Consider the following 12,708-nt stretch of genomic DNA (forward strand, 5'->3'; position numbering starts at 1 on the left):
AGAACTATTCATGATTCGTTGTTTGCTCAGGAATATAGCGATTCAACCGGTCAACTTTTCTATTCTTAGAAAAGAACGCTTCAAACTCGACAAAAATACCGGGATTAAGTTTGTAATCATATTCTCTCGGTACTTCGATTTGAGGAGTAACAGTTAGAAATAGCCAGTTCTTATAGAGTTTCTGTATCCAAGAGGCCGATAACCAGATGTTGCTCACTTCATCTTCATCATAAGGTAAGACGCTAATCCCTAACGAATACTGCAGAAGTTGTTTTTCGCTCAGGCGATCAAAGTATTGAGCTTGATGGAGAACTTCCCATTTATCATCATCGTAAAGATATTGAGCACTAGAACCGATAGTGAATATTTGCCCAGCGGCTTTGTCGACATCGTAGTAAAAATTCAGAATACTGAGCGATCCCAGCCCTTTGGAGTTAAAGTAGAAGAATTCCTGACTCACTTGGGTTGTCCAAGTATCCGATATCTCAGCCACCCTATAGATTTCGGTCCGGGCAAACGGATCTAGAGGAAGTCTTATCTTGATGCCGATATCAAAACTGGTTATCCAGTGACTGAGCTTCTCATCTTGAAGACGAATACCACCAAATGCACCTTTTGAATCTGGATTAGATGTATTCAGACCACGCTGCTTACTCTCTAGATCATCATAATCATCGGGGTCAGTTTCAAAGATAATCTTCCAGTTGTGCTCGGTGTGGGGTAAATCAATGCGAACCGAAATTCTCTCGTCAGTATCTAAGTATCCACGATGCGAATATTTACCGGAAGACACGATTTTGATATAGCTCTTATTTGGAAAAGGTTCTTCATCCTCTTCCTTAGCTAGGCCATGATCGATAAACTCACTAAAGTCCAGTACCAACTCAGACAGGAACTCGTTAGTTTCATCAACCCACGAGAACTCTTCTTCAGTAAGCGGTACTGAATAACGCAAGTCTGAGTTCGATCGCTCGAAATCAGTGGTATCTGGAACGGCTCCAGTTGGTATTGCTAGCGCACAAAATGGCAGAGCTGTAAGTATTGCAACATAAGTGTGTTGAGCTATTGCTTTACAAATTTTTCTTCCCCAAAAAACCTGAACAATCTCTGAATTTTGATGCCTAATACCTGTACGTTTACAAATATTTATATGCAACATAAGTCCTTATTATTTTTTTGTATCAGTTAGGACAATTTCATTAATTCGTATAGATTTATAAATATGGTTGTAGCTTAGCCAGCCTTTAAATGTGGGTCTTATGATAACTAAACATTTATCTATTTTATTACTGCTTTCCCTTGTTACTCTCACTAGCCGCGCGCAAGCTATTGAGGGGGTAAATGGCGAATTTTCTGTTGATATTGGCCCTGTTAACTTAGGTCAGGTTGTTATGTCATCTACTTGTAAAGATAGCACCTGTTTTTACAAGTCGCGTGCTTATGGTGCTTTTTTATTTATCAAAGCGAATGTGATTGAACTGGGTTCATATCAAGAACTTGATGGTCAAATTGTTCCTCTTTCGTCCAATTACTCTGAGCGAATAGGTTCTGACAGGGAGGCATATACCTACAATTTCAGTTCCCTTGAAATAACCGATCAAGACAGCAAAGCCAAAGTATCTGAGTTGGATAAAAATGCTTATCCATTTATTCCATTGCTAAACCAAGTAACGCTTGATTTAGCTCACGGAGTGCTGAAGAAATCATATCAATATGTGCTGAAAGAGAAGGTTAAAGATGTTGAAGTCGATTCCTATTCCACCACTCAAACGGACAAAGGAATGCTCCATCGCATCACAGTAAAAAACAAAAACCGTGAGATGGAGTTCTTATTTGTAAACAACGGCCAAAAACTTCAGTTTGAAGAATTCAATTATCGTGGCTTTAAAATGTCGCGAATCAAATGAGTTCAGTGAGTAAATGCGTTTACAAAACAACGCTTCAAAGAAAAAGCCGCTGACCAACAGCGGCTTTTACAATAGCTTTCACACTCAAAAATCGACTATTCGAATTTTTTGTCTCTGAAATAGAATTCTTTATCGCGTCCGCCAATCTCACGTAGCACTTTGCATGGATTACCCACCGCGACAACGTTGGCAGGAATATCTTTTGTGACGACACTGCCAGCACCAATAACACTGTTTTCACCAATGGTAATACCTGGTAATACAACAGAGTTCGCACCAATCCAGACATTGTCTCCAATCGTCACTGGAATATTAAACTGTGCAACTTTCCTGCGCATTTCTGGATCAATTGGGTGACCAGCCGTCGCAATAGTGACGTTTGGACCAATCATCACGTAGTCACCAATATAGATATGGGTATCGTCCACCAACGTTAGATTGAAGTTGGCATATACATTTTTACCCAAATGAGTATGAATACCCCAGTTCGTACGCAAAGGAGGTTCTATGTAGCAGCCTTCACCCACTTCGGCAAACAACTTCTCCATGATAGCTTTGCGCTTTTCAACTTCACTTGGTCGAGTCTGATTGTAATCGTAAAGTACTTCGAGGCACTGCATTTGAGCCTTAGCGAGCTCTTCGTCATCACAGAAGTACACCTTCTGACTATGCATTATGTGGGAATTGTCCATAAGAGACCTTTACTTCAAAAAGAAATCAAAACACGTAAGTTACTAAATTGATTAGATGATTAATCAGAACTATCTCTCACCTAGGTGACAAATAATCACAAATTGTTTAGTGCATCCGCTACTCAGCATCAGAACTAGTTCGTCGTTGGATCGTAATTCTGATCCTCATTAAACTTCTCTTTCACTTCTAAAATAGCTGGAAGTTGCTCAATGAATAGTTGCACCAATTGTGGGCCAAAGTGCTTTCCTGACTGGCTTTTCAGGAACTCAACGGCCTCTTCTATTGACCACGCCTTTTTATACGGACGTTCACTGGTCAGCGCATCAAATACATCAGCAATCGCTGCGATACGCCCTTCAATAGGGATTGCCTCCCCAATTAAACCGTTTGGGTATCCTGAACCATCCCATTTTTCATGGTGAGCGGTGGCAACTTTGTAGGCCAACGAAATCAGCGTTGAACGTGGATTAGAGAGAATATTCCCGCCGATGACCACATGCTTTTTCATTTCAACAAATTCTTGTTCATCAAGCTTGCCCGGTTTGAGCAGGATATTATCGGGGATACCTATCTTTCCAATGTCATGCATGGTGGTCGCCATTCGCAGCTCTTCGGCATGATCTTCTTCCATACCTAAAGCCATCGCTAGAATTTTGGTGTAATGGCTCATACGTTGGACATGCATACCTGTTTCGTTGTCCTTATATTCAGCAGCTCGCCCTAGCCTTTGAATTAAGTCAATTTGAGTTTCACGTAGCGCTTCAACTTTTACTAACGACAAATGCGTTTTTACCCGAGCCCTTACAATTGCAGGGATAATCGGCTTAACAATATAGTCAACGCCTCCCAGAGCGAAACCTTTCTCTTCATCAATGGAATCTCGAAGTGCGGTCACGAATATTACAGGGATGCAGACAGTGCTTGGGTTATCTTTAAGCAACTTACATAACTCGAATCCCGTCATGTCTGGCATCATGACATCTAATAGGATTAGGTCGACGCTCTCTTGTTCTATACGCGCCAACGCTTCCTGACCAGATCGAGCGAAAGTCAGACGGTACCCTTCCTGCAAAACTTGTCGCATCACTTTGAGGTTTGCCGGTTCATCATCAACAACAAGGATTCGTGGTAATTGTTTGGTGAACAAAGTCATGTCTTATCCTTCTTGTTGTAGTGTTTCAATAGCGTTGATAATGGCTCGTTCTGCAGCTTCAAACTCAAATTCTTCAATAGCATTAACCGCGTCATTAATATCTTTCTTGATTATTTCTGGTGAACCTTGCTTAAGTTTAGCGACGGTCTCATCACGCAGTTCGCCAGCTCTGGTTGCGATTAACCAATCTTCAAGCAGTTCCTGCAATTCGGTGTTTCTTAATGATGACTCTGGTTCAACCTCTTCATCCAAAGCATAGAGAACTTGAAGTTGTTCAATATCACTCATCAACGTATTCCAGAGCTTTTCTATGTTTGTCACAGCAGATCGAGCTTGTGTTGGCATATGAGCATTAACGGCTCTCTCTAGATCAGAGAAGGCATGCAAGAGAGGTATCAAGGCCAGATTTCCGGTTAGACCTTTCAACCTATGGGCTTGTTGACCCAGTTCTGACCAATTTTGCGTATCAATTAGCTCCATCAAGCTCTCACTTAGTGCGGCTTGCTTACTGCTCAAACGAATGAGTTCTCCCAGATATAAGCGCTCATCACCCCAAAGTTTTAGCGCTTTATTCAGGTTCACTACGTTGAATTTTCCAACAGTGCTGTCAGTAGCTGAACCTGAGTTCTGCTCATCCTGAGCGCTAGGTTCAAGATGCAGCACTCTCGCCATCTCTTGAGTTAGAAGAGCAAAATCTACAGGTTTATTTGCAAAACCGTCCATGCCCGATTCTCTTGCTTCCACTCGATCTTCAGCCAAGACACTTGCAGTTAAAGCAATGATTGGCGTACTCGCGAGTTTGTACTGCTTTTCCCATTGACGAATTTGTTTGCTTGCCCCCAACCCGTCTAAATTCGGCATCTGGATATCCATCAAGATGATATCCGGTTGCACCGATTTAAACTGAGCAACAGCTTCATGACCATCTTGAGCGGTAAATACTTTATGATTTTGACGCTCAAGAAGGATCCGCAATAAGTTAATGTTTTGCTCGATATCATCACACACTAACACTCGTAAACTTGGCAGGTCGAATATGTGAGATGTACGAGAAACCGTCGTAGCTTCACTTTTTGGTAGTGGCAGCTCAATGGTAAAACAACTCCCTTTACCCAGTTCGCTCGTTGCTTGAATCGTTCCGCCCATTAACTCAACCAACTGCTGAGAAATAGTGGTTCCTAAACCAGTACCGCCAAAGCGGCGACTCATTGATGCATCGGCCTGCGTGAAAGGTTCAAAGATGGATTTAAGACGAGAAGGATCAATGCCGATCCCCGAATCAATCACACTGAATCGAATCCAATCGGGCTTTTGTTCAACGGCGGAAACCGTCAGCGATACACCGCCACTCTCGGTAAATTTTATGCCGTTACCAACAAGGTTCATTAAAACTTGGCGTATACGATCTTCAGCGCCTAACACGACTTGGGGCAAGTCATCAGCCATTGCTAGATTGAGTTCTATACCTTTGTTTTTGGCTGAAAGCCATAAAGTTGAAATAACGGTATCAACACAGGCCGCTAGTTTGAACGGTACCTGTTCAATTTCCATTTTATTCTTCTCAAGTTTCGCGCTGTCGAGAATATCGTTAAGAAGATGCAGTAATGAGCGAGAAGAATGCGAAATGGTTTGAAGATGTTTGCGATCCTCGCCTCTGATATCGGAATCAAGAAGAATGTCAGTAAAGCCTATGATGGCATTCATCGGCGTTCGAATTTCATGGCTCATATTAGCCAAAAACGCCGCTTTACTCTCCGCTGCATGCTCGGCGCGTTGTTTCGCCTCAACCAACTCTTGTTCCATCTGTTTGCGACTTGAAATATCCACCAGGACCCCGTCAGCCCAAACAACATTATTATTTTCATCGCGAACAACCATGCCATTTTCTAACACCCAAACGGTATTGCCGTTTTTATGGTGGATGCGGTATTCAATTTCATATGTGTCACGTTCATCGATGTTTGCACGCATGTTCGAGCATAAGTCGCGATCTTTTCCTTCATAAACGCATTCAGCAAAAGAAACCCCGCCTGACAAAAATTCATCCGCGTTGTAACCCGTAAGTTCAACGATGCCTTCACTCAGGAACACAGGTGTCCACTTATGATCGAGCAAACGTCTGAACGAGGCTCCAGGAATATTTTGCATAAGAGAGCTTAAACGTTGTTCGCTCTCTCTTAGCTTCTCTTCCATCGCTTTGCGTTCAGAAATATCAGAAACAAATCCAACAAACAGTGTTTCTCCACTTTCCAAACTGACTCGACCGACAGCTAATCTGACAGGTATTAACTCACCAAATCGATGACGAGCGTATAGCTCTCTTGGAGAGCCTATTATTTGTGCTTTGCCGGTACTGAAGTAGTTTTCTAAGTAGGAATCATGCTGATATTGATGGTTGGACGGCATTAGCATAGAAACATTGCGCCCAATGACTTCATGCTCTAACCAGCCAAATATTTTACATGCTGCGCCATTAATACCGCGAACGATACCTTTCGCATCTATTGTAATAACACCATCAGCAGCAGTATCGAGAATAGCCTGAAGCCTCGCTTCTCCCGCTGTTTTCTCTCTTAATAACTGACGGTAGCGAAGTTGAGAACTGACGTTAACCGCTAAAGTAGAAAGAAGCAGCGTAAAGATTGAAACAATGATGGCCAATTGTGTGTTGTCTTGTTCGGTAAATGCTGGGGTAACACACTCCATCTCTTCAATGAAACGAGCGGCTTCCATTCCGGTATAGTGCATACCAGAAATTGCACTGCCCATAATAGCTGCACTAATCAAATTAACGTGTATAGAACGTAAGGATGGAAATGCGTGTCGCAATCTAGATCGCGCCGTCAAAGCAATGGTTGCCAATCCAACCGATACAACGATAGACAAAGCAAACCAATATGGATCGTAGCGAAGATCGAGATCCATATTCATTGCTTCCATACCGATATAGTGCATCGCTCCGATTCCCGCACCGACAATAAACCCGTTTCTTAATGTGACTTTCAATGAATACGTTTCATTGATCAACGACTTGAGGACGAAGTAACTCGCTAATACGGCAGGAACGAAAGATAACGCAGTGATATGGTGGTCATATTCCATTTGATGAGGCATGGCAAAAGCAAGCATTCCTACGAAATGCATACTCCAAATGCCACCAGCCATAACAAATGATCCCGAGAGTAAAGCTATCTGTCTGTGGCTTACAAGCTGTATGTGTCTTGCTGTAGATGCTAAACGCAAAGCGAAAAATGATGCCATGGATGCAAGAAAAATCGATACCGCCACAAGCCAAACGTTGTATGTACCAGCAACAAGTTTATCTGGGCTAACATCTACGACAAAAAAGTGGTCAAACATAATCAATAACTCAACATAACAAGCACTGGCTTGAGGCAAGATCACCTCCTGAGCGTGCACGTTACTATTGATTACGCATAAAGTTAAGTGCTACGTGACGGTTTTAGCATTAAGTATAAAGCCATAATTTTATTGAGGATTTTGATTATTGAGAGAACTCAACAACAAGTGACTGAAGATAAAACAAAAACAGCTATCGCTTTTATGTAAAGTGATAGCTGTTCATTGTTTTGGGCAAAAATTGTATTCCCAACGCTTAGCTGTTTTTTAAGCTCTGTACGATTTTCTTCACCAACTTCTCTAAACATTCTTTTGACGGCTTAGTGGTAGCGAAAGATCTTAAACCATAGATATTCATAACCAGAAAATCACCAAGCAACTCGCAATCTGTATCCGATGGCAGTTCACCGTGAGTCTTAGCTATCTCAATTTTTTTTCTGATATTAACTTTCCACTGATTCAGCATGCCGCAGATGATCGCTTCTACTTCTTCATCTTGCTGCTCAAGTTCACTCAGCGATTTCTGAAGTAAGCAGCCTTTATTTTCATGGCAATCTTTAAATTCAATTATGTCATTCAGATATTTTTCAAGGCCGTTCAAGATGGAATCACTTTCAACGAAGAACTCTTCAAACGACTCGGATTTGGTTTCAGCATAATGATTTAGAGACGCAAGCAACAAACCGCGTTTGTTTTCGAAAGCACAGTAGATTGACCCCGGATGTAAGCCCGTTGCTCGTTTCAAATCCTGCATACTGGTTTTGTTATAACCTTTGGCGATGAACTCATTCATCGCTGAGCGTAAAACATACTCACGGTCAAATTCTGCACTTCTCATTACACTTTGCTCTTCAGCTTTAAGACCCACTAAGTGTACTGGTTTGAATACCCTTTCACAAGATACTTGAACGATCATTCAAAAAATAACTTGAATGTTCATTCAAGAAAAGGTTAGCATGTGCACATAAAGTCCATGTAGGACATAAAAGGAACATCAAAATGACAGCAACATTATTTGAAAGCTATAAGCTCAACGACAAAATTACACTTAAAAACCGCATTGCAATGGCTCCACTGACTCGTTGTATGGCAGACGCAAACTTAGTTCCGACAGACGCAATGGTCGAGTACTACGCAAAACGTGCTGATGCTGGTTTGATCATTTCAGAAGCGACAATTATTCGTCCTGACGGCCAAGGCTATCCAAACACTCCGGGACTCTACACCGAAGCACAAATTGCTGGTTGGAAAAAAGTAACAGACGCAGTACACGTAAATGGCGGAAAGATCTTCGCTCAGCTATGGCATACCGGCCGAGTGGCTCACCCTCACTTTTGGGGTGGTGAATATGTGTTAGCACCGTCTGCATTAGCGTTCGACGGAACCGTTCCTCGTATGCGTGAATTGGTTTATACCGTTCCTAAAGAAGCAACGAGCGAAGAAATAGCACAACTTGTTGAAGACTATGCACAAGCGGCTCAAAACGCGATTGAAGCAGGTTTTGATGGTGTTGAAATTCACGGTGCTAACGGCTACTTGATTGACCAATTCCTACACTACGACACTAACCATAGATCTGACGAATTTGGTCAGACTGCGGAAAACATGTCTCGCTTCCCACTTGCTGTTATTGATGCTGTAATTGCACGTATCGGCGCAGAACTAACCGGCCTACGTGTGTCACCTGCTGGTTATGCTCATATGGCTACAGATGCACGCGATCGTCAGGTGTTCGACTACTTCCTTAAAGAAGTTGAAAAACGCGATTTAGCTTACCTGCACGAAGGCATGTTTGACGACAGCATGGAATTTGATTTCCTAGGCGGAAAAGTATCTGAATACATGCGCAAAGCGTACTCTAAGACCCTAATGGCGGTTGGTGGATACAATGCAGAAACAGGTGCTGAAGCAATTAAAGCGAACAAATTTGATCTGCTGGCTATTGGTCGTCCTTTCATCGCAAACCCAGACTACGTAAGCCGTGTACAACAAAATAAAGAACTTGTTGAATACGATGCTGCAATGTTAGAAACCTTAGTGTAAGGTTCTAATACTTTGAATATTTAACGGCCCGATAAGGGCCGTTAATCTATCTTTAAGATACAAAGAAATTGAGAACTCTGAACCCACTATCAGGAATATTGTGCAATGGATCTAGCTACCCGACTCGTCATGCTTTTGGAAGTGCATCAACAAGGTTCGTTTGCTAAAGCCGCAGAACTCCGAGGGATTGATCGTTCCGTTCTTTCTAAACAAATAAAAAAGCTAGAAGATTCATTAGGTTTACGCCTTTTGAACCGCTCCACTCGCTCATTATCCTTTACCACCGCTGGACTAGAAATCGTTAAACAAGCGCAAAAAATCCGAGATACCCTCGACGAAACTCATCATCTTGCGAATACTTTTAACGAGGAGCCAAGAGGCGTTTTAAGACTCTCCAGCACTCAACTATTTGGCCGAACTTATCTTAAAAAAGCGGTTATAAAATTCCTGAAAAAGTACTCGCAGGTCAGCATCGAAGTCATTCTGGATGATAGAAAAGTTGACCTGATTAGCGACCGATTCGATATCGCATTTCGTATTGGTATTCCTGATGATTCCAACCTTGTTGCGAAGAAACTTGCCGACCATAAAATGGCAATCTTAGCATCGAAAGACTTCATCGAAGAACATGGATATCCAGAGAACCCTGAACAACTAGCAGCACTGCCTTCGGTTATTTATTCAAACCGTTCTTTTACGTTAGACAAGGTAAAACTTTTCTCAGGAACTGAAGACGAATCGTTCACTCTTAATGCTCAAGGGCGTTACCGCGTGAATGAAGTTGAGCTGTTAATGGATGCCGCTCAAGAAGGATTAGGCTACGTCATTGTTGGACAGATGATGTTAACCAAAAATATTGATGATTTAGGGTTAATCAAGCTGTTACCTGATTTTCAAGTCTCATTCACTGGTGGCCTTTACGCTCTCTACTCACATCGCAATCCACCGCCACTGGTCAAACTTTTCATCGAAACCGTTCAAGACACCATAGGAACCCCACCAGTTTGGGAATCCTATCTTAATGATTAACCTCTTGCCTCTTCATTTTTCAAATAATACTTACTAAAAATCAATAAGTAAGGGCTTATCTGCACCCTTTTTCACCACAACTATTTCTCTCACGCCGTTAGGCAATTTTTTACTCTCGACTTCAGAAAAAATTATATTGACGAGTAGATCATCGAGCGAAATTTCAACCCCTTTATTGGTGCCGTTTTGTCCATAGTAAAATGCCAAAAGTGATCTTCATCACACAAGGAAACTTACTCATAATACACCCATCGAATGACAGACAAATCTGACATTCCGTAAGAAACAATAAAGTCTATTCTTCAAAGGTGAATATTATGAACAAACTAATGACCGTAGCAGCAGGCCTACTTTTATCAACATCAGCTTTTGCTTCTAACGTGACACTTCACAACGATACAACTGTAACTACTTCAAGTTTTGCAACTAAAGCAGAAGCATTGAATGCGGGCTTAAATGTTGCTCAAAATCTATCAGACATGAGCCAAACTGAACTACGTTTCCAACTACCAGTTAACGCTTACCAAAATGTAAACAACATCAGTATCGATAACACTGAAGTAAAAGTTGAAGAGTTCGCTCAAGTACGTGGTGAAGTTCAGTACCGCGCTATCGTAGACGTGGATTACCACTTCGACGCGAAAGAATCACGTTAATCAACACAGTTAAACAATTCATAAAACCCAGAATTCAAAAGGTATTTATCATGAAAAACACAATTATCCTTGCAACAGGTCTACTACTTGCTTCATCAGCGTTTGCTTCAACTACCACTGTTAGTGACAACGCAACGTTTAAAACTGACGCATACAGCTCTAAAGCTGAAGCGTACAATGCAGGTTTCGACCTTTCAGATTCAGTTAAAGCGATGGACCAATCTCAACTTCGTTTTAATCTTCCAGTGCAATCATACACATTGATTAAGAACATCAATGTTGGTCAATCTGAAGTGACTGTAGAAGAGTTCGCAAACAGCAACGGTGACATTCAATACCGCGCTATCGTTGATGTGGATTATCAATTCAACGCAAAAGAATCAAACTAAGTGTCACTAAGCCTCGGGGATATGGATATCCCACGGCTTGCTTTCTTCCCCATAATTTAGTCTTTGCTCTACACTCTAATCTAAAACCCCTTCCTTACCGTCATCTCCTTTAAATTGATCTCATTTTTCAACTCAAAACGACTGATTAAAAATAAACCTTAGTACCAATTAGTGTCACATCAAAATGAAACGTGTCGCAATAAAACACCATATAGTGATATATTCGGCGAAGTTAACCGCTGTTAAACAAGCACTAGCCTATTTAGCAGTAAAAGGAATTTATAAAGGTAATGCCGTGGAACTACAAAATCTCTCTCGACCTGAATTAGCTATTGTTTGTAAGCTTTTTGGTGCGCTTTTTTATTACCCTCCCAGAGATTTTAACCAATTCCCTTTTGGAACCTACTTTGAGGAAGATGAAGTAGAAACGCCAATCAAAGAAGTGAATCAGGTTTTGAACAGCTTCAAGTTTACCAATCAAGATACGCTTCAAGATGAACACGATCGATTGTTTACCATTCAAGATGATATGCCAGCCCCACCTTGGTCATCGATGTATCTTGATAGAGAGTCGATCTTATTTGGTCATTCACATAAGAAATATTGTCAGTTCATTGAGCACTGCGGTTTGGGTCTTCGTGAAGATGTAACCGATCCAGAAGACCATATCGGTCTGATGCTGATAATACTGGGTATGTTGATTGAAGATGAGCAAGAGCAACATGTAAAAGAGATGCTGGGTGACTACCTTGTTACATGGTCTGGCTACTACTTTTCCAACCTGAAAAAATGTGCAGCTGGCAGTGTTTATTCTGAGTTAGCAGATCAAGTAAAGCGACTGTTGGAACTGCTTTGTACAAGCTACTCCGCTCAAGTACAAATTAAGAATAATTACTTTCATCCAGTTAAGGCTTAGTTAACTTTACTATGCAACAAATCTATTTAGCAGGCGGCTGCCTTTGGGGTGTTCAGGAGTTCATTAAGTATGTTCCTGGCGTGATTGATACCTTAGCTGGTCGCGCCAACGGCACCACTCATTCAACCCAAACTGAATATGATGGCTACGCAGAATGCGTTCGAGTCCAATTTGATGAAGAGAGCGTCTCAGTTGAGCAGTTGGTTGAACACCTTTTCGAGATCATCGACCCTTACAGTGTGAATCAACAAGGTCACGACGTAGGTTTGAAGTACCGTACAGGTGTATATAGCGAAGTTCAAACGCATCTTGAAGCCGCGAAACGCTATATTGCCTCACGAGATGACGCAGCAAAGATTGTAGTTGAGGTGTTACCCTTGACTAACTTTGTCCCTAGTGATGAAGAACATCAACATCGCTTAACCCGCGTCCAAGAAGATCACTACTTATGTCATATACCTTGGGATCTTCTGCATAAATACCGCAATGCAAAAAGCCAATAAATAATGGCTCGTGAGTTAAACTGCACGAGCCATTTTTTGACCAATATTTTTTACTGGTA

Annotated in this window: 12 protein-coding genes; 7 read left to right on the forward strand and 5 right to left on the reverse strand. The window is 41.7% G+C overall.

All coding sequences use genetic code 11. The features are described from left to right. Nucleotides 1-4: 4 nt before the first annotated feature. Nucleotides 5-1,156 (reverse strand): hypothetical protein, encoded by a 1,152-nt coding sequence (locus L3V23_RS16160; protein ID WP_237292533.1) that lies wholly within the window; start codon nt 1,154-1,156, stop codon nt 5-7. Nucleotides 1,157-1,259: 103 nt separating this feature from the next. On the opposite strand from L3V23_RS16160, the gene L3V23_RS16165 reads away from it, so the two are divergent. Then, nucleotides 1,260-1,907 carry a hypothetical protein gene (locus tag L3V23_RS16165; RefSeq protein WP_237292535.1) on the forward strand — a complete coding sequence of 216 codons (648 nt, stop codon included), beginning with the start codon at nt 1,260-1,262 and terminating at the stop codon, nt 1,905-1,907. A gap of 95 nt (nt 1,908-2,002) precedes the next feature. Here the strand turns inward: L3V23_RS16165 and L3V23_RS16170 are convergent, their stop codons facing one another. The 4 genes from L3V23_RS16170 to L3V23_RS16185 all read right to left on the reverse strand — a co-directional run bounded on the left by L3V23_RS16170 (nt 2,003) and on the right by L3V23_RS16185 (nt 7,951). Continuing rightward, entirely contained in the window at nt 2,003-2,599 is a 597-nt protein-coding gene (locus L3V23_RS16170; RefSeq protein WP_237292536.1) for a sugar O-acetyltransferase, read from the reverse strand. 134 nt (nt 2,600-2,733) lie between these two features. Beyond that, nucleotides 2,734-3,753, reverse strand: coding sequence for an HD domain-containing phosphohydrolase (locus L3V23_RS16175; RefSeq protein ID WP_237292537.1), 1,020 nt, complete (start codon nt 3,751-3,753; stop codon nt 2,734-2,736). Nucleotides 3,754-3,756: 3 nt separating this feature from the next. Then, nucleotides 3,757-7,152, reverse strand: a complete 3,396-nt coding sequence (locus tag L3V23_RS16180) for a PAS domain S-box protein (RefSeq protein ID WP_237292538.1) — start codon at nt 7,150-7,152, stop codon at nt 3,757-3,759. A 217-nt stretch (nt 7,153-7,369) separates the two neighbouring features. After that, complete coding sequence (locus L3V23_RS16185; RefSeq protein WP_237292597.1) at nt 7,370-7,951, reverse strand: TetR/AcrR family transcriptional regulator; 582 nt, start codon at nt 7,949-7,951, stop codon at nt 7,370-7,372. A 161-nt stretch (nt 7,952-8,112) separates the two neighbouring features. Here L3V23_RS16185 and L3V23_RS16190 point away from each other — a divergent pair, with 161 nt between their 5' ends. From L3V23_RS16190 to L3V23_RS16215, 6 genes are all read left to right on the forward strand, one after another. Further along, a complete protein-coding gene (locus tag L3V23_RS16190) occupies nt 8,113-9,156 on the forward strand; it encodes an alkene reductase (RefSeq protein ID WP_237292539.1) in 1,044 nt (347 codons plus the stop codon). 105 nt (nt 9,157-9,261) lie between these two features. Further along, nucleotides 9,262-10,185, forward strand: a complete 924-nt coding sequence (locus L3V23_RS16195; protein ID WP_102968470.1) for a LysR family transcriptional regulator — start codon at nt 9,262-9,264, stop codon at nt 10,183-10,185. 317 nt (nt 10,186-10,502) lie between these two features. Beyond that, on the forward strand, nt 10,503-10,841 hold the full coding sequence (locus L3V23_RS16200; protein ID WP_237292540.1) for a DUF3316 domain-containing protein: 339 nt from the start codon (nt 10,503-10,505) through the stop codon (nt 10,839-10,841). 50 nt (nt 10,842-10,891) lie between these two features. Continuing rightward, a complete protein-coding gene (locus tag L3V23_RS16205; protein ID WP_237292541.1) occupies nt 10,892-11,230 on the forward strand; it encodes a DUF3316 domain-containing protein in 339 nt (112 codons plus the stop codon). Nucleotides 11,231-11,525: 295 nt separating this feature from the next. Continuing rightward, nucleotides 11,526-12,146 (forward strand): molecular chaperone TorD family protein, encoded by a 621-nt coding sequence (locus tag L3V23_RS16210; protein ID WP_237292542.1) that lies wholly within the window; start codon nt 11,526-11,528, stop codon nt 12,144-12,146. Between the two features lie 11 nt (nt 12,147-12,157). After that, nucleotides 12,158-12,649: a peptide-methionine (S)-S-oxide reductase gene (locus L3V23_RS16215; RefSeq protein WP_102954512.1), complete on the forward strand. Its 492-nt coding sequence runs from the start codon at nt 12,158-12,160 to the stop codon at nt 12,647-12,649. Nucleotides 12,650-12,708 lie beyond the last annotated feature (59 nt).

It is taken from the genome of Vibrio sp. A1-b2, from assembly GCF_021726015.1.
Classification (GTDB): domain Bacteria; phylum Pseudomonadota; class Gammaproteobacteria; order Enterobacterales; family Vibrionaceae; genus Vibrio; species Vibrio diazotrophicus.